Annotated in this window: 26 protein-coding genes and 1 pseudogene; 17 read left to right on the top strand and 10 right to left on the bottom strand. The window is 40.9% G+C overall.

Annotated features, from left to right (window positions below; all coding sequences use genetic code 11):
• Position 1 precedes the first annotated feature (1 nt).
• Positions 2-730, bottom strand: coding sequence for a response regulator transcription factor RpaB (rpaB, locus tag IM500_RS22710; RefSeq protein ID WP_002781934.1), 729 nt, complete (start codon positions 728-730; stop codon positions 2-4).
• Positions 731-963: 233 nt separating this feature from the next.
• Between rpaB and radA the strand changes: the two genes are divergently transcribed.
• The 10 genes from radA to IM500_RS22660 all read left to right on the top strand — a co-directional run bounded on the left by radA (position 964) and on the right by IM500_RS22660 (position 9,306).
• On the top strand, positions 964-2,490 hold the full coding sequence (gene radA / locus IM500_RS22705; protein ID WP_190718605.1) for a DNA repair protein RadA: 1,527 nt from the start codon (positions 964-966) through the stop codon (positions 2,488-2,490).
• A gap of 45 nt (positions 2,491-2,535) precedes the next feature.
• Entirely contained in the window at positions 2,536-2,637 is a 102-nt protein-coding gene (gene petL / locus IM500_RS22700) for a cytochrome b6-f complex subunit PetL (protein WP_002791324.1), read from the top strand.
• Between the two features lie 71 nt (positions 2,638-2,708).
• Positions 2,709-3,164, top strand: a complete 456-nt coding sequence (locus tag IM500_RS22695; protein ID WP_190718608.1) for a DUF29 domain-containing protein — start codon at positions 2,709-2,711, stop codon at positions 3,162-3,164.
• A 12-nt stretch (positions 3,165-3,176) separates the two neighbouring features.
• Entirely contained in the window at positions 3,177-3,632 is a 456-nt protein-coding gene (locus tag IM500_RS22690) for a DUF29 domain-containing protein (RefSeq protein WP_287739587.1), read from the top strand.
• Positions 3,633-3,643: 11 nt separating this feature from the next.
• A complete protein-coding gene (locus tag IM500_RS22685) occupies positions 3,644-4,099 on the top strand; it encodes a DUF29 domain-containing protein (protein ID WP_147072334.1) in 456 nt (151 codons plus the stop codon).
• Between the two features lie 11 nt (positions 4,100-4,110).
• Positions 4,111-4,569: a DUF29 domain-containing protein gene (locus tag IM500_RS22680; RefSeq protein ID WP_287739586.1), complete on the top strand. Its 459-nt coding sequence runs from the start codon at positions 4,111-4,113 to the stop codon at positions 4,567-4,569.
• Complete coding sequence (locus tag IM500_RS22675) at positions 4,562-5,491, top strand: lysylphosphatidylglycerol synthase transmembrane domain-containing protein (protein WP_287739585.1); 930 nt, start codon at positions 4,562-4,564, stop codon at positions 5,489-5,491. The genes IM500_RS22680 and IM500_RS22675 overlap by 8 nt, the downstream gene beginning before the upstream one ends.
• 294 nt (positions 5,492-5,785) lie before the next feature.
• Entirely contained in the window at positions 5,786-6,721 is a 936-nt protein-coding gene (locus IM500_RS22670) for a Uma2 family endonuclease (RefSeq protein WP_147071828.1), read from the top strand.
• A gap of 456 nt (positions 6,722-7,177) precedes the next feature.
• Complete coding sequence (locus IM500_RS22665) at positions 7,178-8,551, top strand: 1-acyl-sn-glycerol-3-phosphate acyltransferase (protein WP_287739584.1); 1,374 nt, start codon at positions 7,178-7,180, stop codon at positions 8,549-8,551.
• Between the two features lie 293 nt (positions 8,552-8,844).
• Positions 8,845-9,306, top strand: coding sequence for an Hsp20/alpha crystallin family protein (locus tag IM500_RS22660; protein ID WP_190720655.1), 462 nt, complete (start codon positions 8,845-8,847; stop codon positions 9,304-9,306).
• Positions 9,307-9,408: 102 nt separating this feature from the next.
• Here the strand turns inward: IM500_RS22660 and IM500_RS22655 are convergent, their stop codons facing one another.
• The 3 genes from IM500_RS22655 to IM500_RS22645 all read right to left on the bottom strand — a co-directional run bounded on the left by IM500_RS22655 (position 9,409) and on the right by IM500_RS22645 (position 11,603).
• Positions 9,409-10,623: a DUF790 family protein gene (locus IM500_RS22655; protein ID WP_287739583.1), complete on the bottom strand. Its 1,215-nt coding sequence runs from the start codon at positions 10,621-10,623 to the stop codon at positions 9,409-9,411.
• 78 nt (positions 10,624-10,701) lie between these two features.
• Complete coding sequence (locus tag IM500_RS22650) at positions 10,702-11,046, bottom strand: hypothetical protein (RefSeq protein WP_190720652.1); 345 nt, start codon at positions 11,044-11,046, stop codon at positions 10,702-10,704.
• Between the two features lie 362 nt (positions 11,047-11,408).
• On the bottom strand, positions 11,409-11,603 hold the full coding sequence (locus IM500_RS22645; RefSeq protein WP_002761266.1) for a hypothetical protein: 195 nt from the start codon (positions 11,601-11,603) through the stop codon (positions 11,409-11,411).
• Between the two features lie 358 nt (positions 11,604-11,961).
• Between IM500_RS22645 and IM500_RS22640 the strand changes: the two genes are divergently transcribed.
• The 5 genes from IM500_RS22640 (at position 11,962) to IM500_RS22620 (ending at position 17,313) form a co-directional block, all read left to right on the top strand.
• Positions 11,962-12,312 carry an STAS domain-containing protein gene (locus tag IM500_RS22640; protein ID WP_287739582.1) on the top strand — a complete coding sequence of 117 codons (351 nt, stop codon included), beginning with the start codon at positions 11,962-11,964 and terminating at the stop codon, positions 12,310-12,312.
• 292 nt (positions 12,313-12,604) lie between these two features.
• Positions 12,605-13,534 (top strand): CoB--CoM heterodisulfide reductase iron-sulfur subunit B family protein, encoded by a 930-nt coding sequence (locus IM500_RS22635; protein WP_149988429.1) that lies wholly within the window; start codon positions 12,605-12,607, stop codon positions 13,532-13,534.
• A 22-nt stretch (positions 13,535-13,556) separates the two neighbouring features.
• Positions 13,557-13,889 (top strand): BON domain-containing protein, encoded by a 333-nt coding sequence (locus IM500_RS22630; protein ID WP_149988430.1) that lies wholly within the window; start codon positions 13,557-13,559, stop codon positions 13,887-13,889.
• A 329-nt stretch (positions 13,890-14,218) separates the two neighbouring features.
• A complete protein-coding gene (gene leuS / locus IM500_RS22625) occupies positions 14,219-16,771 on the top strand; it encodes a leucine--tRNA ligase (RefSeq protein WP_072926421.1) in 2,553 nt (850 codons plus the stop codon).
• A 146-nt stretch (positions 16,772-16,917) separates the two neighbouring features.
• Positions 16,918-17,313 carry a hypothetical protein gene (locus IM500_RS22620; RefSeq protein ID WP_287170770.1) on the top strand — a complete coding sequence of 132 codons (396 nt, stop codon included), beginning with the start codon at positions 16,918-16,920 and terminating at the stop codon, positions 17,311-17,313.
• Positions 17,314-17,324: 11 nt separating this feature from the next.
• Here the strand turns inward: IM500_RS22620 and IM500_RS22615 are convergent, their stop codons facing one another.
• From IM500_RS22615 to IM500_RS22600, 4 genes are all read right to left on the bottom strand, one after another.
• Positions 17,325-21,389 (bottom strand): DUF3110 domain-containing protein, encoded by a 4,065-nt coding sequence (locus tag IM500_RS22615; RefSeq protein WP_287739581.1) that lies wholly within the window; start codon positions 21,387-21,389, stop codon positions 17,325-17,327.
• 242 nt (positions 21,390-21,631) lie between these two features.
• The gene (locus IM500_RS22610) at positions 21,632-21,844 is read right to left on the bottom strand and encodes a type II toxin-antitoxin system HicA family toxin (RefSeq protein ID WP_271950133.1); all 213 of its coding nucleotides are present in this window, start codon (positions 21,842-21,844) and stop codon (positions 21,632-21,634) included.
• Positions 21,837-22,043: a type II toxin-antitoxin system HicB family antitoxin gene (locus IM500_RS22605; RefSeq protein WP_008203484.1), complete on the bottom strand. Its 207-nt coding sequence runs from the start codon at positions 22,041-22,043 to the stop codon at positions 21,837-21,839. Before IM500_RS22605 ends, IM500_RS22610 begins: the two co-directional genes overlap by 8 nt.
• Before the next feature lie 45 nt (positions 22,044-22,088).
• The gene (locus IM500_RS22600) at positions 22,089-22,364 is read right to left on the bottom strand and encodes a DUF433 domain-containing protein (RefSeq protein WP_008203483.1); all 276 of its coding nucleotides are present in this window, start codon (positions 22,362-22,364) and stop codon (positions 22,089-22,091) included.
• Positions 22,365-23,080: 716 nt separating this feature from the next.
• On the opposite strand from IM500_RS22600, the gene IM500_RS22595 reads away from it, so the two are divergent.
• Together IM500_RS22595 and IM500_RS22590 are read left to right on the top strand one after the other, a co-directional pair.
• Complete coding sequence (locus IM500_RS22595; RefSeq protein WP_287739580.1) at positions 23,081-23,314, top strand: antitoxin family protein; 234 nt, start codon at positions 23,081-23,083, stop codon at positions 23,312-23,314.
• Positions 23,301-23,747 (top strand): PIN domain-containing protein, encoded by a 447-nt coding sequence (locus tag IM500_RS22590; protein WP_287672443.1) that lies wholly within the window; start codon positions 23,301-23,303, stop codon positions 23,745-23,747. The genes IM500_RS22595 and IM500_RS22590 overlap by 14 nt, the downstream gene beginning before the upstream one ends.
• A 50-nt stretch (positions 23,748-23,797) precedes the next feature.
• Here IM500_RS22590 and IM500_RS22585 read toward each other — a convergent pair whose 3' ends face one another.
• Positions 23,798-23,962 carry a hypothetical protein gene (locus tag IM500_RS22585; protein WP_174236767.1) on the bottom strand — a complete coding sequence of 55 codons (165 nt, stop codon included), beginning with the start codon at positions 23,960-23,962 and terminating at the stop codon, positions 23,798-23,800.
• Between the two features lie 129 nt (positions 23,963-24,091).
• A pseudogene (locus IM500_RS24895) lies at positions 24,092-24,184 on the bottom strand (type II toxin-antitoxin system HicA family toxin); the annotation flags it as partial.
• Positions 24,185-24,326: the final 142 nt, after the last annotated feature.

Below are 24,326 nucleotides of genomic sequence, written 5' to 3'. Positions count from 1 at the left end.
ACTATTCCTCGTCTGGTTCTAGAATACGTTGAAAAAGATAGCCTGTACCTCTAGCGGTGAGAATTAACTCAGGATTGCTGGGATCATCCTCTAATTTGGCTCGTAAACGGGAAATATGCACATCTACCACCCGCGTATCCACATGACGTTCGGGGGTATAACCCCAAACTTCCTGAAGGATTTCCGAGCGCGAAAAAGCTTCTCCCGAGCGACTGACCAATAATTCTAGTAAACTAAATTCCATACCGGTCAGACGGATGCGTTCATCCCCCTTATAAACTTGGCGTTTATTGGTATCGATTTTAATTGAACCGATATGAATCACACCAGAACTGGGAATCCCCGGGGCGCCATTTTTCTCTACCCGACGCAACACCGAACGAATCCGCGCTTCGAGTTCTTTGGGAGAAAAAGGTTTAACTACATAGTCATCCGCGCCCAATTCTAGCCCGGTAATTCGATCGGCCACATCCCCCAAAGCCGTTAACATAATGATAGGAATATCCGATTCTTTGCGGAGTTCCTGACAGACACCGTAACCGTCTAATTTCGGCATCATCACATCCAAAACCACTAAATCGGGTTCGGCGGTGCGGAAGGTTTCTAAAGCTTCCTCGCCGTCGGCGGCGGTGACGACTTCATAACCAATCATCGACAAACGAGTCTCTAAGATACGACGGATGCTGGCTTCATCATCAACAACGAGAATTTTTTCCTTCTGGTTCTCCAACTGACTTAACACTCCTTAGTTAAATAGTGTGATGAATTTTAAAGTTAAATAACGAGCGTTCCTGTTTATAGAATATCCTTTTGCCGTTATCATTAAGCCTAAATTTCCTATTTTATTTCTTTTATGGCAATTATCAATAACTTTATGGTCTTCCTTCCCCCCTATCATACTTAATTAAATTTGACAAGAGAATTGATCCCCAAACCGCTTTTCTTCAACTTTTCTTAAAAAACATGGCGAAATCGCGAACAATATATATCTGTAGCGCTTGTGGGGCGGAATCTCCCCAATGGTTGGGAAAATGCCCCAGTTGTGACACCTACGGGACGCTAGAAGAACAAGTGGTGGCTGGTGGCAATAATCCGGCGGTAAATCGCCCAGGATGGCAAAATAGTCGCCCAAATAACGGCAAAGGGCAACGCAACCCCCAACCGCGCATCTCGGTGCGCTTCTCGGAAATTACCCAGTATGAACAGGAACGTTTTCCCTCCGGTTACGGCGAATTCGATCGCGTTCTCGGTGGTGGCATTGTCCCCGGTTCTCTTGTACTAATCGGCGGCGATCCGGGTATCGGCAAATCGACGCTTTTACTGCAAGTTACCAACCAACTCGCCCAAAGATTACCGCGCATCCTCTACGTTTCCGCTGAAGAATCGGGACAACAGATTAAACTGCGGGCTGCCCGTTTAGGAGTGGGAGTGGTCCCCGTGGAGTCGGAAAATAATGGCAATGGCAAGGATAAAAAAGCCTCTGAATCAACCGCAGAACTCGATAATCATCTCTATGTTCTGCCAGAAACCGATTTAGAGGAAATTTTGCGGGAATTAGAATCTCTACGCCCACAGGTGGCGGTAATTGACAGTATTCAAACTCTTTATTTTGGGGCGTTAACTTCCGCACCGGGATCCGTCGCCCAAGTTCGCGAATGTACCTCCGCCTTGATGCAGGTGGCAAAACGGGAGAATATTACTTTATTGATTGTCGGTCATGTTACTAAAGAAGGGGCGATCGCTGGTCCGCGAGTTTTGGAACATTTGGTCGATACGGTGTTATATTTTGAAGGCGATCGCTATGCCTCCCATCGTCTCTTAAGATCCGTGAAAAACCGTTTTGGGGCAACCCATGAGATCGGTATTTTCGAGATGGTGGATCACGGTTTGGTGGAAGTGGAAAACCCCTCAGAATTGTTTTTAGGCAATCGCGACGAATTTTCCCCGGGTACGGCGACGGTGGTAGCCTGTGAAGGTACACGCCCGATTGTGGTGGAGTTACAGGCATTAGTTAGCCCCACCAGCTACGCTTCCCCGCGCCGATCGACCACGGGCATAGAATACAACCGATTACAGCAAATTCTCGCCGTTTTAGAAAAGCGCGTCGGCATTCCTTTATCGAAATTAGATGCCTATGTTGCCTCCGCAGGAGGGTTGGGAGTGGAAGAACCGGCGGCGGATCTGGGAGTTGCGATCGCTGTTGTTGCTAGTTTTCGCGATCGAGTCGTGGATCCGCGCACAGTCTTAATCGGGGAAGTGGGATTAGGCGGACAAGTGCGCCTAGTGTCGCAAATGGAACTAAGATTAAAAGAAGCGGCTAAATTGGGCTTTAAACGGGCGATTGTCCCTAGAGGTCAAGTTTATCCCGAAGATGTGGGCTTAGAAATTGTTCCAGTCGGCAAGGTAATCGAGGCAATTGTCGCCGCAATCCCCCCCCAGCAGCGCTTTGGGGAAGATATAGAAGACGAGGAAGGGGAAGGGCAAGAATAACGGTACAATGCTAAAAAAGATTAAATTACTTGGGAGATTTTCACCATGTCTGTGTTAGCTGTTGCTGCTTTGGCGGGTTATCTGATCGTTTTTACCGGAATTGCCCTCGGTCTCTTTTTCGGTCTGCGCGCCGCTAAAATTATCTAGTATATAAACAGGAAAAAGCTTTAGTGATCGGTTTAACTGGTCACTATTGCCAATTCTAGGGGAAATAAAAAATGACTGTTATTCTAGACTTAAAAACTCTCTACGAAATTGATGATTCTCTCTGGTTAGAAGAAACTATCGAACTGCTCAAGGCTAAAAATTTTGAAGCGCTAGACTTAGAAAACTTGATCGAGGAGTTAGAAGACTTGGGAAACGAGAAGAAGTTTCGTGTTGCTGGTTTTTTACAGCAAATTATCAGACATTGTTTATTATTACAATTTTGGATAAGCGAGAGAGAATATAATCAAGCTCATTGGCGTTCAGAAATTATCAATTTTAAAGATGAACTTAATACTTATTTGACGACTAATTTAAGAAATTATCTAGAACATAATTTGGCAACTATTTATGAAAAAGCCCTTCGCTATCTTCGTCAAAAAACCGATAATAAAGTCAACTTTCCCGATACTTGTCCCTACAGTTTAGCAGAACTGCTCGCTCCTAATTGGCTACCACCTTACAAATAAAGGAGATAAAAAATGACTGTTATTCCCGACTTAAAAACTCTCTACGAAATTGATGATTCTCTCTGGTTAGAAGAAACCATTGAACTGCTCAAGGCGAAAAAATTTGACGCTTTAGATTTAGAAAACTTGATCGAGGAGTTAGAAGACTTGGGAAACGAGAAAAAGTTTCGTGTTGCTAGTTTTTTACAGCAAATTATTAGACATTGTTTATTATTACAATTTTGGACAAGTGAAAGAAAATATAATCAAGCTCATTGGCAAGCAGAGATAGTTAGTTTTAAAGATAAACTAAAACGTTATTTAACCACAAATCTTCGTAAATATCTAGAACAGGAATTTGAGCAAATTTACTTTGAGTCCGTGCGATATGTTCGTCAAAAAACCGATAATAAAGTCAACTTTCCCGATACTTGTCCCTACAGTTTAGAAGAACTTCTCGATCCCAATTGGCTACCACCTTACGAATAAAGGAGATGATAATGACTGTTATTCCCGACTTAAAAACTCTCTACGAGATTGATGATTCCCTCTGGTTGGAAGAAACTATCGAACTCTTAAAAGCGAAGAGATTTGACGCTTTAGATTTAGAAAACTTAATCGAGGAATTAGAAGACTTGGGAAACGAAAAAAAGTTTCGTGTTGCTAGTTTTTTACAGCAAATTATTAGACATTGTTTACTCCTACAGTTTTGGACAGAGGAAAGAGCATATAATCAGGATCACTGGGAGTTAGAAATAGTCAACTTTCAAATTCAGCTAAAAAGACGCTTAACCACCAATCTCCGTAATTATTTACAAAATGAATTAACTAATATTTATGAAGATGCAGTTTTCTTGGTGCGGAAAAAGACAAAAAATCAAGTTACTTTCCCTAATACTTGTCCCTACAGTTTAGAAGAACTTCTCGATCCTAATTGGCTACCACCTTACGAATAAAGGAGATGATAATGACTGTTATTCCCGACTTAAAAACTCTCTACGAAATTGATGATTCCCTCTGGTTGGAAGAAACTATCGAACTCTTAAAAGCGAAGAGATTTGACGCTTTAGACTTAGAAAACTTAATCGAGGAATTAGAAGACTTGGGAAACGAAAAAAAGTTTCGTGTTGCCAGTTTATTAGAGCAAATTATTAGAGATTGTTTATTATTACAATTTTGGACAAGTGAAAGAGAATATAATCGTAGTCATTGGCGTTCAGAAATCGTCAATTTCAAAAACCAGATCGACACTTATTTAACTACTAATCCCCGCAATTATCTCACTCAAGAATTACCTCGTATTTACCAGAAAGCTTTAAATTATGTTAGAGAAAAAACCGATAATCAAGTTAGTTTTCCTGGGGAATGTCCCTACAGTTTAGAAAATCGCCTTGATCTCGATTGGTTCCCTCCAGAAAATGAATAAAGGAAAAAACGAAATGCTGAAAAAGTTTCTACGTTGGCTGATTATTGGGGGAACCTTATTTTTTGTTCTCAGTAACCTTAAAAATAACTGGGATAACGTCACCTCAGTTAGAATTGAAAATCATGGTTGGTTATTTCTTTTCTTGGCACTTGTAACCACTGTTATCGCTCAAATTTGGGCAGGATGGGTGTGGACATGGATACTCAAAAGCTATCAACAACCGATTAAAACTTCCGAGGGAATTGGCATCTATATGATTACCAATTTAGGAAAATATCTACCCGGTAATATCGGTCACTTTTATGCTCGCATCGTGGCAATTAATAAAGCAGGAAGTGATTGGGGAACCGCTAGTTTAAGCGTTTTATTAGAACTTTTATTGCTGGTGTGTGCAGCCTTAGCCATAGCAGTTATTGGTAGTGGTTTAGGTTGGATGAAATCTAGCTCAAGTCTAGGGATACAGATATTAGTTTTAGGATTAATTTTAATCGGCATTCATCCCAAATTTTTAAATTATCCTCTGAAAATCCTTAGCCAAAAGAAAAAGATTGCTCAAGAACCTGTTTATCTAACTAAATATCCTCTCGTCCCTCTCTTGGGTGAAACTGGATTTTTATTGTGGCGCGGTGCGGGTTTTATTTTAGCTTGGATGGTATTAAAAATGATTACCCCCGCTCAGATTTTACCCCTCTTAGGAACCTTTAGTTTTGCTTGGTTATTGGGTTTAGTTGTCCCCGGAGCGCCGGGAGGATTAGGAGTTTTTGAAGCTACAGTGATCGCACTTTTAGACACAGAAAACTTTCCCGCCGCTAACGTACTTATCACCGTTGCTATCTATCGTTTAATTAGCATTCTCTCTGAGGTCATTGCCGCCGGAATCGGGACAAAATTAGTTAAAGATAAAGCCAAGTTTTTTGGTTAGCTTAAGGATATTATACTAAATCTGGTTATTAAAAACTGATTATCTATTGCTCCTTTTGCCTATTGCAAGAGTGCCTATTGCCTCTCCTGATATGTAGCCTATACTCAACGGATTTAGTATTAGTCGGGTGTGTTAGCCCAGTATAACGCACCCGGAAGAAAAGTTTTGATCATTGTTAAGCGGAGATAATTTTCTCAACTCCTAACATCTATCTCCTCACTCCTAAATTCTGATGTAACATAGGATCAATAATCAGCAAAAACATGGATACTCCCACCTAGAGAGGCCGAAAAAATGACGATTGCCAAAAGCGACGAAACTGCCACCTCTCCGGCACTGATAGAAGAAGATTTCGAGGACTTCTGGGAACCCCCCCCACCCCCCACAGACTTAATTTTTGATGATGGTGAACCCTTGGAAAGCAACCGACACCGCATTGCCATGAATGTACTGATTCGCTCCCTACAGGAAGGTTACGGTGAGCGAGACGACTTCTACACGGGTGGCAATATGTTTATTTATTTCAGCCGCGAACAGGCGAAAAATCGCGATTTTCGCGGGCCCGATTTCTTCGCTGTCCTCAATGTCGATGGCAGCAGAGAGCGACAGGGTTGGGTAATTTGGGAAGAAGAGGGACGTTATCCTGACGTTATCGTGGAATTAACCTCTCCTAGTACCGCAAGAACCGATAAAGTGCGAAAAAAAGCCATTTATGAGGGAACCTTCCGCACACCAGATTATTTCATCTACGATCCTTTTGATGCCAATTCTTTACAAGGATGGCATTTAGGAGCAGACCAACGCTACCATTCTTTAGAACGAAACGAGCGCGGCTGGTTATGGTGCGAAACCTTAGGCTATTGGTTGGGAACTTGGGAGGGGACTATTGACCGAGAAACGGCAATTTGGGCGAGATTTTATGACTCGGAAGGCAATTTAATCCCCTTGCCAGAAGAAGCAGCCCAGGAGCAAGCGGCCGCGGCACAGGAGCAAGCGGCCGCGGCACAGGAGCAAGCGGCTGCAGCACAGGAGCAAGCGGCTGCAGCACAGGAGCAAGCGGCCGCAGCACAGGAGCAAGCGGCCGCAGCACAGGAGCAAGCGGCCGCAGCACAGGAGCAAGCGGCCGCAGCACAGGAGCAATTAAATGCTACTCAGCAAGCTCTGGAAGCGGAAAGACAGCGTTCTCAACAGCTGGCGGCTCGTTTGCGAGAAATGGGGATAGAGCTATAGTATAGCTGTATTTGTTTAGGTGAGGAGGTAAAATACTGGTGTTCCTCCTCGCTTAAAGTCGGTTAATTTCTCCTTTCACGGTTGAGGGATCCTGCAATCTCAGTGTATTTGAAATCTAGCTCGACACCTGTTTGCTGCTGTGATTATCTTTTGACCAGTGGGTAATTATTGATCAGAGTTTTCTTTTATTCTTCCTTAAACAGTAAACAGTAAACAGTGAACTGAAAACTCAAATCTGATAACTGATAACAAGGGTCGAATCTAAGACCTAATTGGTTAAGCTAAAAGCTTTGATGTGCTTAGTTTCTAACCTTCTTTTTAGGTAGGAGAATTGTCAGATTCTGTCTTTTGCACGAGTGCCTGTTGCCTCTTGCCTTCAGAAGCTGATAACTGATAACTGATAACTGATAACTGTCTCAACTAGGAAATTTATTTGGCACGACTACTTATACTTATATGTCTAATCTATCTTTGGGCGCGCAACCTCCCCTCGAATTTATCCCCCCTGACCTTAATCCCTTGCTTTTAAAGGGATGTCAAATCTTTTTACCTCTTTGGTTACAAACTCAAACCAACTTAAGAGAAATTTCCGCTGCCAATCTAGAAACTTTAATCACATTTTATCAAAAAAGTCAAGAGAAAAAAGTCCGTTTACTGCTTGCTTTCCGTCATCCCAGTATTAACGATCCCTACTGTATGGCCTATCTTTTGTGGAAATTAGTACCCAAAAAAGCAGAAGAGTTAGGAATAAAATTAAACAAGCCAATTCACGCTCATTTTATGTATGATCGAGGGATTCCTTTATGGGCTGGAGAAAGGGTAGGATGGTTATATTCTAAATTAGGTGGCACACCAATTCAACGGGGAAAAGCCGATTTAATCGGATTGCGTTCGGCTCGTCGTTTATTATTAGAAGGAGATTATCCTTTAGCCGCTGCTCCGGAAGGGGCAACTAACGGACATAATGAGCTTGTTAGCGCAATTGAACCGGGTATTTCTCAATTAGCTTTTTGGGGGGTGGATGATGTCAAAAAAGCTAAACAACAGCAAGAAGTAATTATTTTACCTATTGGTATTCAGTATTTTTATCTGACTCCAGTGTGGCAAGAAATCGAGCAAATTTTAACTAATTTAGAAAACGATAGCGGTTTAGAACCCACCCCGAATTCATCCCGAGAAGAAAAGGTTTTATACGAGCGTCTTTTTCGGTTAGGAGAAAGATTATTATCCTTAATGGAGGATTTTTATCGAGATTTCTACTATCAATCTTTGCCTGTAGTACCTGCCAATGGTGATGATCCAAATGAAACCCTAGCCAAACGTTTAGCCAATTTATTAGATGTGGCCCTCCAAACCGTAGAAAAGTATTTTAATGTTTCTCCTAATGGTAATGTAATCGATCGCTGTCGTCGTTTAGAACAAGCAGGATGGGAACGCATTTATCGCCAAGAATTAAAACCCACTCATTCTATTTCTCCCCTTGAATTAGGATTAGCTGATCGCCTGGCCGATGAAGCTAATTTAAAAATGTGGCACATGAGAATTGTCGAAAGTTTCGTCTCAGTAACCGGTTATTATGTCAAAGAAAAACCCACCGTAGAAAGATTTGCCGAGACAATTTTATTACTCTGGGATTTAGTGACAAGAATTAAGGGAGGTAATCCCTTTTTTCGTCCCCAAATTGGTCAACAAAAAGCGATAATAACTATTGGTAAACCTATTTCTGTATCCGAGCGCTATGCTGATTATAAAAGCGATCGACGCTCGGCCGTAGCCCAATTAACCCAAGATTTACAAACCAGTTTAGAAAGTTTAATTATTCATCAGTAGATAATTAGGGTTTGCTGAATAAGTTTGTTGGTGGGGTTAGGAGTCAGTTATCAGATTTGAGTTATCAGATTTGAGTTATCAGTTATCAGTTCACTGATTACTGTTCACCGAGAAAACCCCCCACTTCCCCGGGAAAAACTTTTTCACCTAGCTCTAGTATAGGAGATAGTACGGGAATCTGGAAAAACTCAATACCGAAAACCCTACCCCGGTCAGAGAATCTTTTATCTATCATAAGAGGGTAGAGATAAACCAACATCTCTAGCGTTAAGAAAACTTCGGAGGTGACTTATATGGCACTTATACGTTGGGAACCTTTCAGAGAAGTAGAAAGCCTACAGAAAGAAATGAATCGCTTGTTTGACCGTCTTGTACCGACTGATGTGGGCAATGGCGAAAAAATGGGGTTATCCTTCATCCCGGCGGCGGAAATTACCGAAACGCCAGAGGCCGTTCAGCTTAAACTGGAAATACCTGGTATGGAAGCCAAAGACCTCAACGTGGAAGTAACAGCCGATAGTCTGACCGTTAATGGTGAAAGAAAATCGGAAATTAAAACCGAAGAAGAAGGATTTACCCGCACTGAGTTCCGTTATGGTAAATTTCATCGGGTTATTCCTCTACCGGTTCGGGTTGATAACAATAACGTGACTGCTGAATACAAAGATGGCATTCTCAATCTCACTCTCCCGAAAGCGGAAGAAGAAAAAAATAAAGTGGTGAAAGTGTCCATCAATCCTACCATTGCTCAATGATGTAGTACTCATTGTCCGGTCTTGAGCAAAAAGGTTAACCTAGTGTGATTAAACCAAAGCGGGAGTATCAAACCATACTTCCGCTTTTAGCTTCCTAAACCTTTAACTTAAAACTTCTAACACTGCTTGGGGTGATAATTTATCTTTAAACCAGATAACCTGAGCGGGTAGATTTTGAAATTTAACTCCGGCTTTTTCTAGATTTAACCGTTCCGATACGGCTAAAATTAGATTATTTGCTTGGGCCGATTTAACCTGTAAAAATTTCTTTTGTAGGTATTCTGGTCGCCAATAACCAACAATTTCGAGGAGAAAAACGCGACCATCGGGATGCACTAAACGGAAATCGGGAATCATCACTCCTCCGGGTAAAGGCACTAAATCCACTTCCCTTTCTAGTTGCCATTCAGTTTTTAACTGTAACCAACGTTTAGCGAAAGATTCCTCTAACATACTATCGTAGGGTTTACCTGGGGAATAGTGGGACACCAGACCACAGTTATCCTCTAAATTGAACTGTTGTTTTTTAATAGTTCCTGTATAGGAATCTTTATACTGTAATTGTGCCTTCAGATTCCAGTGAGTAACATGGAGTAAGGCAGGAATTAATTTAGCGATTTCAATGCCATAACGACTGTTAGCTTTAAATAAACTGGTGGGACCATCGATAGTAATAGTAAATCCCGTGTCGGCATCCCCTTCGATATAAGTCATTAAACGAAATAGTTTTAGATAGCGAAAGAGATATTTATATTCCCCCGGATCGTTGCGGTGGACGTTGATGATTAAATAACTGGCCCGATAAAAAATACCTTGAATTTGCGAGAGGTTAAAACGATGAATTAAGTTTTCGGGGGTGGGAGCATCAAATTGAGTGAGAATTTTATTCTCTGCTAAATCAGCATAGAGTCCTTTTTCTAGAGCTACTGGAAAAATTTCTTGATTTAATTCTTGGCTGAGTTGCTGGGCAATTGTTTGAAGAATTAGCGATCGATTTTGGGGAATAGGAACAAAGTTAGCCGCTTGTTCAAAAACTCTTTTTCTTAATTCCTGCGGTTCTAAGGGACTAATAATCTCAAAGGTGGCAAAATGATTGGTTAATAGGTGAGCAAATCCCCGTTTAATTTTATAATCGGGACTGTCTCCCTCCAAGATTAGGAGTTTTTGGCTTAATTCTCCCTTAGTTTGACCGATACTTTCCTGAAAACAGGTGATTTGTTCTTGAGCGATCATCAGATAATCAGGAGCGATCGGTAAGCGTTTGGGAATAATTGTCTCGCCATTTTGACGGGAAATCAATAAATCGGTCGGTAACATGGCAAGCTAGAGAAGAATAATCAGATGGGGAGAGGTGGGACGACAAGGAAAGGTCGAAACCCCAAAAATCCCCCGATTCTAACTATTTTGGTCGATATAACGCTCTAAATCCTCGATTACACGGGTTAATTCTGCTTCTGTGGTTAAGCGTAGGCGATCGTCACGAACCGTTAACAAAACTTTAGCCGAAAAAGGACTCGGATAAATATTGGGATTACAAAACACTTCCAGAAACACATCACCAGTGTGCTGATATTCCAGCGGTTTTTGGGGTTGGGGTTTACCCCCACTAGCGGCATTACTGGCGATCGCTTTCAGGTGATCGAGTAAAATATTAATTTCCCTTTGCAAATCCAGAGCAGCACTGGGACTGAAACGAAAAGTAACGGAACCTTGCAAGAGATTAAGAGTTAAAGGAATCATGGAAAAAATCAGGTTAAGAGAAAGCCTGAAGTCAATTATATTAATTTGGGGAAATTTAGGGAAATTGGGTTTTGGGGGATTGTTCAGTCATCAGTAATCAGTAAACAGTAAACAGTAATCAGTGAGGTTCTTCGTTACTTGGTCTGGTTCGATCGGGTGATCGCTAAGTAGGTGGGTGGAATTAAATATAAGATGAACGTAGGTTGGGTTGAAGCATGAAACCCAACGCCTAGGTTCGGTTTGATCGGGTGATCGCTAAATGTCTTTCTATATAATGGTTTCATCCCTTATAACCCCGTCCATTGCATAACAGGAACCGAAAGGCCATCAGTGAACTGAAAACTCACCACTGATAACTGAAGTTACCGACGGGGAACGAGATTAATCCGGCCCTCGTCCATTTCATCCATGAGTAACTCTAGGGCCTCGTAATCCACATCGGAAACGTAGCCAAGACGAGCGAGGAGTTCATTAATTCCGTTTTCGATTTCTGGCGTGATTTGACGATAATATAGGGCTTGTTCCACTAATTGGCGGATAGTCGGCTGGGTATCCACAATTTCCTTACTCTAGTTCAATAAATCTAGTTTCTGTATCCTGCTTTACTTTATTTCAGCAAAAATACCAGTATAATGCTGGTTCATCATCAGTCATTCGGGATTAGAGCTTAAACCTAACGACTTTCCCCTGGTATTCGCCCTAATAAGCCTTGATCACTGTTCCTCTTGACTCCCCGGATCATCAGGTTAACCTAAAAGTGGTTCCTTCCCACAGGGGAAAGATTAAGAAAAGATTAATCTTTTCAGGAGAGAGGAAATTTATCAAGACCGGGGTTGCAAAATCAGAAAGTTAGGACATAATAGCGGTATCTGATCTCCAGTTAAAAGGTTCATTTATGAATTTCAAAGCCCAGCCATGAAAAGTCCTGTAAAAGTCCCGGAAATTGCTCTATTTGAGCCAAACGGCTATATTACCGCCGCTAACGTCCTAGAATTTCAAGAGCAGCTCACCAATCTGGTTAACCAGAGTCGCTCTATCACTTTTCTCGTGGATATGAGTAGGGTGGAATTCCTCGACAGCGCTGGATTAATGGCTTTAGTTACTGCCTTTCGTCTGGCTCAAAGTCAAGAAAAATCCTTCAATATCTGTTCTATTCCACCTTCAGTCAAGATTATCTTTGAATTAACCCAACTCGATCGGGTTCTCTCGATTTTTCCTAGCCGTGCTGACTTTGATGCTGTCATCACCCTCCCCCAAGCGGCCTAAGCCGACAAAATAGGGTTTCTGGCCGCAATTTCTCGGCTGCACTCTCAATTCTACCGGTAAATCACCTCTTGACCGGACAGATTGCCATTTACATTATCGACTCCTCAAAACAACAATTTTTCTCAAGGAGAGGCATTATACTGTTGAGATGGCTCTCCTCGTTTTTGGATATTATTTCGGGGGGCAAACTAGCATACACTTGTTGGGAGCAGCTCACAAAAGGCTGTCTATTAAGAAATTCCATGACTTTAGTGATGACAGAGGGGAAGGGGGCCAAGATGGTAGATAGGTAATGAGTAGTAATTTCCTAGAATCCATGACAGTCAAAAATCTCCAGTATGCTTATTTTCCCGGTTGTGTCGCCCAAGGTGCCTGTCGGGAACTATATTTATCCACGGCAGCCCTGACGGAAGCTTTGGGGATTAATTTAGTCGAACTCAAAAAAGCTGCCTGTTGTGGTTCGGGAACCTATAAGGAAGATTCGCAACTCTTGGAAGATGCCGTCAATGCGCGCAATATTGCCCTAGCGGAAGCCCTCAATTTACCCCTGTTGACTCACTGTAGCACCTGTCAAGGAGTGATCGGTCATGTGGATGAGCGCTTGAAGGAAGCAAAGCATAATAATCCCAATTATGTTGAGGAAGTTAATAATTATTTACAGAAAGAACATTGTTCCCCCTACCAAGGTACGACGACGGTTAAGCACCTACTCTGGGCAATTGTCGGCGATTATGGCTTAGATAATCTGGCGGCCAAGGTGGTTCGTCCCTTATCAGGCTTAAATTGTGCCAGTTTTTATGGTTGTTATCTCCTGCGGGCCCAGGATACTCTCCCCTACGATAATCCTTTTCAGCCGGAATCCCTAGAAAATGTCTTTCGGGTGGTGGGAGCAAATCCGATTTATTATCAAGGACGCACTCAATGCTGTGGTTGGCCCCTGTCCAGTTATGCCACCACCCAATCGTTCCAAATGGCAGGAAAACACATTTTAGAGGCCATGGCAGCGGGGGCCGATTGTTTAGTCACCCCTTGTCCTTTATGCCATCTTAATCTTGATTCCCGACAACCGGAAGTGGCAAAAGCGATCGGTCGAAGTTTAGGTTTACCCGTGTTACATTTTTCCCAATTAGTCGCTTTAGCGGTGGGAGTCAGTCCTGATCGTTTAGGATTAGATCGACACATCGTTTCCACCAAATCTCTGTTAAAGAAATTGGGGTTTTAGAACTCAATCAGGAGTGTTAGCAATGGATTGGTTAAAAAGAATTTTTGGCTTAGATAAACCGGCCGATGCCGCTAGTGCGATTGCGGGGAAAGCCGCTGCTGCGGGTATTCCCCCCGAAAGAGTCGGATTAGATGGAAAATACGACGAAAGCGGCCTAGCTAAACGAGTAGTTTTAGCTTTTGACGAGACACCGGATTTAGCTGATGAAGACAAATTGTGGGTCGCTCAAACTGGTGGTAAAGTTGTACTAAAAGGCAAGGTTTCCCATCAGGCGACTTTAAATAAAATGGTTGCAATTGCCAGTAAAGTCCATGGGGCAACCGGCGTCGATACCAGTCAAGTAACTATTGGGTGAAGTCGAACGGCTGTTAACCTCTTGTAAAAATCAAAAATTGTTGTTAGGGTTAGGAGTCAGTAGCCAGTAGTCAGTAGTCAGGAGAATTAAGAATGAATAATAATCAGTTAAATGGTCTATTTACAGATTTTATGCGATTTAATCCTTATTTTTGAGGTTTTTGAACCCTCAAAAGTTAATTATGCAAGAGGTTTAATATTCCCCGGGAAAATTAACCACTAAAACCCAGAGGGTTTTTGCTAGGGTGGATAACTCCAAGACTGGCAATCGCCCTCAGCCGGCTGCTGTAAAATGGGAGGGATAGATACAACTCAGGAGAAAAGACCCCAGTGCCGTACAACCCCGCAGAAATCGAACAGAAATGGCAGAAGATTTGGCAGCAAATGGGATTGGACAAAACCCCAGAAAACGCCGATAAACCGAAATTTTACGCCCTCTCCATGTTCCCCTATCCATCGGGCAACCTGCACATGGGTCACGTTCGCAACTATACTATCACCGATGTGATTGCCCGTCTGAAAAGAATGCAGGGTTATCGCGTGCTGCATCCCATGGGGTGGGATGCTTTTGGATTACCGGCAGAAAATGCCGCCATTGAAAGGGGAGTTCCTCCGGCAAAATGGACAGACCAAAATATTGCCCAGATGAAACGGCAATTACAACAGTTAGGATTATCTATCGATTGGGAAAGAGAAGTTGCCACCTGTTCCCCGGAATATTATCGTTGGACCCAATGGCTATTTTTACAGTTTTTTGAATCAGGATTAGCCTACCAAAAAGAAGCGGCAGTGAATTGGGATCCTATCGATCAAACTGTCTTGGCCAATGAACAGGTAGATAGTGAAGGAAAATCTTGGCGATCGGGTGCTAAAGTAGAAAGAAAATTACTCCGGCAATGGTTCCTAAAAATCACCGATTATGCCGAACAATTACTCACTGATTTAGATAAGCTTACCGGTTGGCCAGAACGGGTTAAAACCATGCAGGCCAACTGGATTGGTAAATCGGTAGGTGCTTATTTAGAATTTCCTCTTGTTAACTCCACAGAAAAAATTGCCGTTTTTACCACTCGTCCCGATACGGTTTATGGAGTCACTTATGTGGTACTTGCTCCCGAACATCCCTTAACTTTACAAGTTACCACTCCCGAACAAAAATCGGCCGTAGAAACTTTTATTCAAGAGATAGCCAGCGAAAGCGAATTAGAAAGAACCGCCGAAGATAAACCCAAACGCGGTATTAAAACCGGAGGAATGGCAATTAATCCTTTTACCGGTGAAGAAATTCCGATTTTAATTGCTGATTATGTCCTCTACGAATACGGGACGGGGGCAGTGATGGGAGTCCCGGCTCACGACAGTCGCGATTTTAAATTCGCTCAGGAAAATAACCTGCCAATTAAGATAGTTATTACTCCAGAAAGTGGCGAAATTGAGTTAAAAGAGGCCTATACAGAAGCGGGAATTATGATTAATTCCGCTCAATTTAATGGACTGAATTCCCAAGAAGGAAAAACCGCTATTATTGATTATGCCACTGCCCAAGGTTACGGCAAAGCTAGAATACAATATCGCCTCCGGGATTGGTTAATTTCCCGTCAAAGATATTGGGGTTGTCCGATTCCAGTTATCCACTGTCCTAACTGTGGAACCGTACCAGTACCTATCGATAATTTACCCGTTACTTTACCGGAAAATGTCGAATTTAGCGGTCGAGGTGCTTCTCCTTTAGCCAAATTAGAAGACTGGGTAAATGTGGATTGTCCTCGCTGTGGAACTCCCGCAAAACGGGAAACGGACACCATGGATACTTTCATCGATTCTAGTTGGTATTTCCTCCGTTATACCGATGCTAAAAATGAAGATATACCCTTTCAATTTGAGAAGGTTAATGATTGGATGCCCGTGGATCAATACGTCGGAGGAATCGAACACGCTATCCTACATTTACTCTATTCTCGTTTCTTTACCAAAGTTTTAAGAGACCGAGGTTTAGTTAATGTCGATGAACCTTTTAACCGTCTGTTAACCCAGGGAATGGTACAGGGATTAACCTACAAAAATCCCGAAACTGGCAAATATGTCCCCGCAGAAAATGTTATCTATAAAGAGGATAAATATTGCGATAAAGACACGGGGGAAGTTCTATCTTTCTTCTTTGAAAAAATGTCTAAGTCGAAATATAACGGCGTTGATCCTCTGAAAGTCCTGGAAAAATACGGGGCCGATACTGCCCGAATGTTTATACTTTTTACCGCACCCCCAGAAAAAGATTTACAGTGGGATGATGCGGGGGTAGAAGGACAATTTCGCTTTCTTAATCGGGTGTGGCGTTTAGTCAGCGAATATATTGAAAATAAACCCAAGCAAGTCAAAAAAATAGAGACTTTCTCGAAAACTGACAAAGATTTAAGACGGGCAATTCACACCGCTATTAAAGAAATCTCCGAGGATTTAGAAGGGGATTATCAATTTAATACCGCCATTTCCGAATTGATGAAACTCAGTAACGCTTTAGGGGATAATAAGTGTTTTGAATCCCCCATTTATCGGGAAGGAATCGAAACCTTATTAATCTTACTTTCCCTTTTTGCTCCCCATCTTAGCGAAGAATTATGGCAAGCTTTAGGCCATAGCCAATCAATTCACCTGCAACCCTGGCCAAAAGTTGATCCTACTGCCCTGATTGTGGACGAGATTACCCTTGTCATCCAAATTTTGGGAAAAACCAGAGGCACGATACAAGTTCCCGCTAGTGCCGATAAAAGCACCCTAGAAACCCTCGCCCTGGAATCAGAAATCGCCCAACGTTATTTAGAGGGTAAGGAAATCAAAAAAGTGATTGTTGTCCCGGGCAAATTAGTTAACTTTGTCGTGGTTTAAATGACAGTAATTATCACAATGGTAGGGAATTAAGAACCTTTTCAGTTATCAGTAACCAGTTAGATTAACACTTTCTATGAAAAACTATCGATAGATAGCAAAATAGAAACTATACAATTAGTATTGTCTGTAAATAAGAATAACCTATGGATATTGAATCAACTAAAGTTACTCCTGAAGAAATTGCCCAGTTTCGCGCTGAATTGGCAGAAGATTCTAAAGCATTAGGAGATATTGATGTGATTGAGCGTTGTGAAGGGGATCTAGAACAAGCTGCTCGTATCTTAGCGCGTCGAGCCGACATTGAAGATGTGAGAGCGGGAATCACTTGGGAATCTGCGTTAAAGCAAGCGCGTCAGGTGGTTTGTGATGCAAAGTTTAAGGAAGGTTTAGCTCCTGATTTAATTGGGGGTATAATTGGTGCATTAATAACGGCAGGTAATCCAGTTTTAGTGGCAGTTGCTACTCCTTGCGCTGGTTATATTGTTAAAGTTTCCTTAGCTGAGTTTTGTAATACGGACAAGTCGAATCCAGAAAGTTAAATAATCCTGATTTAAACACCTGAAGCGATAAATGCAGCCCAATAAAAAGGATTATTGAAGGGTTTGTCCTCTGGAGACATTGTTTTCCATTTAGTTTGCCTCACTGCGATCGCATCTTCTAATTCAAATAACTCTTTTTTTGAAAGGGTTTTTTGTAGTTGAATTAACGCTTGTTGAAAGGTTTGGCTTTCTAAATTTTTCTCAGCCTCTTTAACGGTTAAATTCTGTAACCAGTTTTGAGCTTGTTTTAAAGCAACTGGTACAGAAACTTGCTGATTCTCATCAAATAAAATCTCATATAATTTAATCATCAAGAAGGAGGTTGACAGGTCATTAACTGTCCATAAACTACTGACAACACTGGGACTTCCTGCAAACAGAAAACCACTGGGTAAACCGATATATTCATCGCTGATAGAGTTTAAATCAATTAAGCCAGTTTCGCAGGCAGAAAGGGTGACAAGGCGACATTTATTCAAGCGCAGTTCAAAGATTTCGCCTAATGTTAAGGATTCTTTATTGGCTAAGAATAAGGCGGATTCAAGGGGATTAGCTGGGTTAAAGCCTCCATGACAGGAGAAATGATAACAGTGGTTATCTGAGGATTTGAGATGGGGAAGAACAGCGTTTTTAGTGGCGTTATCTTGGGCGATAACTTGAGGTTCAGTAAAGAAAGTTGAGAGGATATTAACTTCTAAGTCAGTGTAAAATAAGTCTTTGGTGGGGTTTTGGATGGCGAACAGTTTATTAAAGTCGGAATGGTGAAAAGTTTGGGAGATTTTTTGCAAGATTTGACAACTAGGGGCATATTGTATATTGTATTTATCCTGTAAAATTTGGTTTTTGTTAATCGGGAAAGCGTGAATAGGGAGAATATGCAGAAACAAATGGGGAATAATAATTAACCGTTGACAAGTATCGGGAATGAGGGCAAGAATATCATTAATATGCAGAATATCAGCAAAAGTCTGTAAGAGGTTAGACAGTTGATTTTTCCATTCTTGCTTGCCATTTTTGGAGTAGTAAAGCTGTCGATAATTATTGAATGTATCCAAGAATTGATTTTTATCATTTTCGGAAGATTGCCAAACTTTAACCTCTCCATCAGCAGACACGACAAAAGCGAGTATTTTCTCGAATGTAATGTACCATTGTAGCAGACAAGTTTCGGCATCAGTTAAAGCCTGAATCTCTGTAAATGGGATCGGCTCAACTTTTTGAGTGAGGCTAAAGAGAGGATCTTTAATTTCTCTTGCAATAAAATCATCTAAGTCTTGTTGATATTCTTTCAGATGACTATGATCTTGAACGTAGGGAGTTAGGTTATCACTACGCATTGAATTATGGTTAATACTTTGATGTTGTAAACGAATTTGTTCATTAACCACTCTTTGCTTTAATTCATCTAATTGAACCTTAATTTGTTGACTAACGCCTTGCGGTTGTAGATTTTTCTGAGTCATTAATTCCACCAGGTTACGCCCCTTGCTGCGTTCGATATATTCTAAAGCTTTCTCAGGTTGATTGAGGTTAAGATGCGCCAATACAATGCGATGGAATACATCAATAGCATTAGAGAGGGTTTCTTGGCGATTTTGGGGGTTAAGTGCTTCTAATCGGGCATTTTCGACAGCTTCAATGGCGATATGATAGGCTTCTGTGGCGGATTGCCATTGCTTTTCATCGTAGTGTAAATTGGCTAAATTACGGGCAGTTAGTAAACAATCAAGAGGAGCAGCGTCTTTTGTGCGGATTGTTAAAGCATTCTGATAGGATGCAATCACTTTTTCTAAATTCTCAGCTTTCTCCCCTCTGATTCTGTAAAAGTAAGCAGTGGCGAGATTATACTGTGTCATTGCCCATTCTTGGGGAAATGCGTCAAAAGTTCTCACTTTCAAGGCTTGATGCAAAGCGGTGATCGCCCTTTCTAAATTCTCAGCTTTCTCCCCTCTGATTCTTTCACTGTAAGCATTAGCGAGATTATTTTGTGTCATTGCCCATTCTTGGGGAAATGCGTCAAAAGTCAACACTTTCAATGCTTCATGGTAAGCAGTGATCGCTTTTTCTAAATTGTCGGCTTTCTCCTCTCTGATTCTGTCCCTGTAAGCATTAGCGAGATTATTCTGTGTAGTTGCCCATTCTTGGGGAAATGCGTCAAAAGTCCTCACTTTCAAGGCTTCATTGTAAGCAGCGATCGCCCTTTCTAAATTGTCGGATTTCTCCCCTCTAATTCTGTTAGTGTAAGCATTAGCGAGATTATTTTGTGTCATTGCCCATTCTTGAGGAAATGCGTCAAAAGTCCTCACTTTCAAGGCTTCATTGTAAGCAGTGATCGCCCTTTCTAAATTCTCGGCTTTCTCCCCTCTGATTCTGGAATAGTAAGCATTAGCGAGATTATTCTGTGTCGTTGCCCAATCTTGGGGAAATGCGTCAAAAGTCCTCACTTTCAAGGCTTCATTGTAAGCAGCGATCGCCCTTTCTAAATTCTCAGCTTTCTCCCCTCTGATTCTGTAAAAGTAAGCAATGGCGAGATTATTCTGTGTCCTTGCCCAATTTTGAGGAAATGCGTCAAAAGTAAAAACTTTCAAGGCTTCATGGTAAGCGGTGATCGCCCTTTCTAAATTGTCGGCTTTCTCCCCTCTGATTCTGTCACTGTAAGCAGCAGCGAGATTATACTGTGTCGCTGCCCAATCTTGAGGAAAAGCGTCAAAAGTTATCACTTTCAAGGCTTCATTGTAAAAGGCGATCGCCCTTTCTAAATTGTCGGATTTCTCCCCTCTGATTCTGTCACTGTAAGCAGCAGCGAGATTATACTGTGTCGCTGCCCAATCTTGAGGAAAAGCGTCAAAAGTTCTCACTTTCAAGGCTTCATTGTAAAAGGCGATCGCCCTTTCTAAATTCTCAGCTTTATCCCCTCTGATTTTGTTAGTGTAAGCAGCACCGAGATTATTCTGTATCGCTGCCCATTCTTGGGGAAATGCGTCAAAAGTGAAGATATTTAAGGCTATTTCATAACCCGTGATAGCAACTTCTTTGTTGGCGGCGATGTTACCGAGGGGAAATTGTTGGATTAATTCACTGAAATAGACAATAACAACAGCGATAGAATGGGTCTGTTCTCGCGTGACTTGCGTTAATGTCTCTCTCACCCAAATGTCTAGAATGCCCGCTAAATTATCATCCAGTTTATCAAGATTTTGCGCCCAGAAAGGATAAATAACTTGAGGATTAGGATTTTCAGAGATTTTTTGTAATGTCTCCATTAAGAATCTTACATATTCTTGTTGGTTGGGTATTTCAGTATTAAGAGTTAATTCTTGTGATGATTGATCTACAAAAGTATTTTGCTGATTTATCGTTTGATTTTCAGAAGGAGGAATTCTATTTGTTCCTTGCGCTACAAATTCCCAATCATCACCTGAGTTCTTACAAAACAATAAAATCTCCTCAGCTTCTATTGCTTCAACACTCGGTACAAGAAAATTCTGCTCCCCTAATCGTCGTGCGAAAGTAGCCGCATCTTCTTGAGACTCAAACAGTAATATTTTGTGATTATCATCTACACTTATAGTATGAATACCCTCATTGTCTGTTCCCACATTGTAAAGCAGCACATAAACAGTTTGAGGTAACTGATTAGAGGGTTGCTGCTGAATATACTGACTCAAAGAAACAGTTAAATCTTGCGGATTCACCCGTAAGTTTTGTAAAATTATTGCTGTACTTTCCCCCTCTTGAATAATTCCAATGAGTAAATGCTCTGTATCAATAGATTCACTCCCTAATTTATCAGCAAATGATAATGCACTGTTTAAAACGAGTTTTGCAGACTCTGTAAAGGGAAGTTCTATAGTAATCATTCCTGAACCCCTTCCTAGAATTTTTTCAACTTCAATCCGAGCATTTTTTAGCGTTATTCCCTGCTGTCTTAAAACTTGCGACGCAATTCCTGTCGCTTCACCGATTAACCCTAAAAATATAAACTCCGCTCCTACAAAATTATGCCCCAAGCGACGCGCTTCCTCCTGCGCTAACATAATTACCTTAATCGCTTTCTCTGTAAACCGTTCAAACATAATTTAGACTCCTTATCACTTCTAAACCACGAAACTTACCAGAACTACAACACCTTGATTCGCCATTCCGTAAAAAATTGAACATAATTGAATGAGGACTATGATTGTTAGGGTTATGGCGCGATTATTACAATTATATCCCAGGGATGAGAGCCAAAAACAATCCTAGTCAATCAAACAATCAAAAAAAATCATAGTTTAGACGGTATTGGGTGCGTTGTTCGTTCATGGGTTAATTTTTTTTATAAAAGTTTTTTAAATTCTTCAATAGTTAATCCAGAACCTTTAATAATTGTTCCCATTGTATAAGCATTGATTGGATTAGCCCTTGGAATAGTGAGAATATGTTGTCCATCAGTCATGGTAATATGCTTACCCTGTCGAACAATCTGAAATCCTGCTTTTTCAAACGCTTTAATTGCTCGTTGATGATTAATTCCAGGAAGACTAGGCATGATTTAATTCAACTTCTACATAATAAGATTCGATCCCTTGATTCAACTCCGCAGCAACTTCTAAATAAGACTGAATTGCATCTTGAATATTATTGAGTGCTTCTTCTTTAGTTATCCCTTGAGAAGCACAGCCAGGTAAACTAGGACACCAAACAGCATATCCCTCTTCTGATTGCTTGAGATTGACTTGATATTGCATATTTTTAAGATCATCCCGTCCTTAATAAAAATTTGGGCAAAACTATTATTGTAATGCTTCAATGCGATCTGCTTCGGCGGCTTCGGCTATAATTTCTGCTTCTATTGTTTCTTTGTTAGTATGATAGTAAGTTAGAGCGGCATAAACTTGTGCCAAAGAAAGATGAGGGATTTCATCGGCAATTTCTTCAGGACTATATCCTAACTTATACCAGATCACTATTCTTCGTACAGTAACAGCAGTTCCCGCGATAATAGGACAACCTCCATGAATTTTGGGATCGCTTTTTATGAAAGTGCCAATATTGATCTCTGTTAACATAACTTTCTTCGATTCAGTTTCAACTAATTAAACTACATAGGATTGGTTCTTCGGTTTGTCTTATGCAATGGACGGGGTTATAAGGAATGAAACCCTTATAGAGACAGGTGTTGCTGCGATTTTTGTCAACTGTTTTCGATCCAGAGCGAACTAATCAATTAAATCTCTTGCCAGATAAAGATTTAGTCGATTTATGCCACCCTATCGAACCATACCAAGTAACGAAGAACCATAGGATTCTATGCTTTTATCACCATTCTAGCATAGCCCAAGCATTGGTCGGGGTAGGGGATTGAATGGGGAGATTATCAGAATTCTATCACAGGGACGATAGCCGAAAAAAATAATAGTCAATCAAACAATCGTCTGTACTGTGATTTGAATGATTGAATGAGGACTATGATTGTTAGGATTATGATTGAATGAGGACGATGATTGTTAGGGTTATGGCGCGATTATTACAATTATATCCCAGAGATCATAGCCGAGAAAAATCCTAGTTAATCAAATAATCGTCTGTACTGTGATTTGAATGATTGAATGAGGACTATGATTGTTAGGGTTATGGCGCGATTATTACAATTATATCCCAGAGATCATAGCCGAGAAAAATCCTAGTTAATCAAATAATCAAAAAAATCATAGTTTAGACGGGATTGGGTGCGTTGTTGATTCATCGGTTAAAATAAGAGTAATTTAGAATTAAGGATTGAGTTATGCCGCAACAAACCTGTGAAGCCGTCTTTGAAAATGGCGTTTTACGTCCTCTTAGTAATCTCCAACTCAATGAAGGACAGTGCGTTAAACTCACTATAGCATCCAATTCAACTTCCCAGCTTACTCCCCAAAAATGGTCAGAAACGAGTATAATCGCCCAGTTAACAGCAAATCCGATTAAAATTGAAGATTTCCATCCTCTTACCAGAGAAGAAGCCAATGAACGCTGGTGAATCTCAACCCTTCTTTATTGATTCTAATATTTGGCTGTATCGCTTCATTGTTAATTGTAGCGATCCTAATGCCATCCCTAAGCAACAAATAGCTACAAATATTACGAATCAAGAAAACTTGATGATTAGTACACAAGTTGTCAATGAGGTTTGCTCAAATTTAATCCGCAAAGCAGGGTTTAATAATTTACAAATCCAAAATCTACTTGAAGAATTGACACAAGGGTGTGAAATCTTACCTGTCTCCCTCGAAACGCTTGAGTATGCCGTGAAATTACGAGATCGCTACTTAATTTCATTTTGGGATAGCCTGATTGTTGCTAGTGCAGTTTTAGGCGATGCAACTATTCTCTACTCAGAAGATATGCAAGATGGTTTAATTATCAATAATAGCTTACAGGTTATCAATCCCTTTAAGGATTTAAACTCTTAAAAAGATCATTAATGATAACTATAGCGTTTATCATAAAAATGAAGTGTAACCTAATCTCGAAAAACTGCTTTTTTAGCCTCTTCTAAATCGTCATCACTGATCCCAACATCTTTCCATAAACCCTTAATTTGAGTCTGATGATGAATGACCATTTTTTTTAAGGCTTCTAATTCTTCCTGAATGACTTGAATCCGAAGTAGAACATATTGACTCATGGCAAATAATACCCTTACTCTTTGATTTGAGGGATGATAGCCGAGAGAAATCCTAATCAGTCAAATAATCAAAAAAATCATAATTTAGACAGGATTGGGTGCGTTGTTCGTTCATGGGTTGAGATTGTTTTATAAAAGTTTTTTAAATTCTTCAATAGTTAATCCCGAACCTTTAATAATTGTTCCCATTGTATAGGCATTAATTGGATTAGCCCTTGGAATAGGGTAGGTAATGATTCGGTAGTAGTGGCGTAGCCCTCTTGCTTACCTGGTATGAATTGTGTAAAATATTTATTAATAAAAATAATTGGAACCCGAGCAGTCTTTAAACCTCTAGCTTGATCATGACTTTTCTGATAAATAT

Origin of the sequence: Microcystis sp. M179S2, assembly GCF_020245805.1 — a bacterium.
Lineage (GTDB): Bacteria > Cyanobacteriota > Cyanobacteriia > Cyanobacteriales > Microcystaceae > Microcystis > Microcystis aeruginosa.
This window is presented reverse-complemented; position numbering and strand designations above follow the sequence as displayed.

Bases quoted from the DNA above. Each gene is read 5' to 3' on its own strand.
- IM500_RS22675 (WP_287739585.1), top strand. From the start codon at position 4,562: ATGAATAAAGGAAAAAACGAAATGCTGAAAAAGTTTCTACGTTGGCTG.
- IM500_RS22585 (WP_174236767.1), bottom strand. From the start codon at position 23,962: ATGAGTCAATATGTTCTACTTCGGATTCAAGTCATTCAGGAAGAATTA.
- IM500_RS22665 (WP_287739584.1), top strand. From the start codon at position 7,178: ATGTCTAATCTATCTTTGGGCGCGCAACCTCCCCTCGAATTTATCCCC.
- IM500_RS22600 (WP_008203483.1), bottom strand. From the start codon at position 22,364: ATGTTAACAGAGATCAATATTGGCACTTTCATAAAAAGCGATCCCAAA.
- IM500_RS22690 (WP_287739587.1), top strand. From the start codon at position 3,177: ATGACTGTTATTCCCGACTTAAAAACTCTCTACGAAATTGATGATTCT.
- IM500_RS22590 (WP_287672443.1), top strand. From the start codon at position 23,301: ATGAACGCTGGTGAATCTCAACCCTTCTTTATTGATTCTAATATTTGG.
- IM500_RS22620 (WP_287170770.1), top strand. From the start codon at position 16,918: ATGGATATTGAATCAACTAAAGTTACTCCTGAAGAAATTGCCCAGTTT.
- IM500_RS22595 (WP_287739580.1), top strand. From the start codon at position 23,081: ATGCCGCAACAAACCTGTGAAGCCGTCTTTGAAAATGGCGTTTTACGT.
- IM500_RS22650 (WP_190720652.1), bottom strand. From the start codon at position 11,046: ATGATTCCTTTAACTCTTAATCTCTTGCAAGGTTCCGTTACTTTTCGT.
- IM500_RS22695 (WP_190718608.1), top strand. From the start codon at position 2,709: ATGACTGTTATTCTAGACTTAAAAACTCTCTACGAAATTGATGATTCT.
- IM500_RS22605 (WP_008203484.1), bottom strand. From the start codon at position 22,043: ATGCAATATCAAGTCAATCTCAAGCAATCAGAAGAGGGATATGCTGTT.
- IM500_RS22635 (WP_149988429.1), top strand. From the start codon at position 12,605: ATGAGTAGTAATTTCCTAGAATCCATGACAGTCAAAAATCTCCAGTAT.
- IM500_RS22685 (WP_147072334.1), top strand. From the start codon at position 3,644: ATGACTGTTATTCCCGACTTAAAAACTCTCTACGAGATTGATGATTCC.
- IM500_RS22615 (WP_287739581.1), bottom strand. From the start codon at position 21,389: ATGTTTGAACGGTTTACAGAGAAAGCGATTAAGGTAATTATGTTAGCG.
- IM500_RS22640 (WP_287739582.1), top strand. From the start codon at position 11,962: ATGAAAAGTCCTGTAAAAGTCCCGGAAATTGCTCTATTTGAGCCAAAC.
- petL (WP_002791324.1), top strand. From the start codon at position 2,536: ATGTCTGTGTTAGCTGTTGCTGCTTTGGCGGGTTATCTGATCGTTTTT.
- IM500_RS22680 (WP_287739586.1), top strand. From the start codon at position 4,111: ATGACTGTTATTCCCGACTTAAAAACTCTCTACGAAATTGATGATTCC.
- radA (WP_190718605.1), top strand. From the start codon at position 964: ATGGCGAAATCGCGAACAATATATATCTGTAGCGCTTGTGGGGCGGAA.
- IM500_RS22655 (WP_287739583.1), bottom strand. From the start codon at position 10,623: ATGTTACCGACCGATTTATTGATTTCCCGTCAAAATGGCGAGACAATT.
- IM500_RS22630 (WP_149988430.1), top strand. From the start codon at position 13,557: ATGGATTGGTTAAAAAGAATTTTTGGCTTAGATAAACCGGCCGATGCC.
- IM500_RS22660 (WP_190720655.1), top strand. From the start codon at position 8,845: ATGGCACTTATACGTTGGGAACCTTTCAGAGAAGTAGAAAGCCTACAG.
- IM500_RS22610 (WP_271950133.1), bottom strand. From the start codon at position 21,844: ATGCCTAGTCTTCCTGGAATTAATCATCAACGAGCAATTAAAGCGTTT.
- IM500_RS22670 (WP_147071828.1), top strand. From the start codon at position 5,786: ATGACGATTGCCAAAAGCGACGAAACTGCCACCTCTCCGGCACTGATA.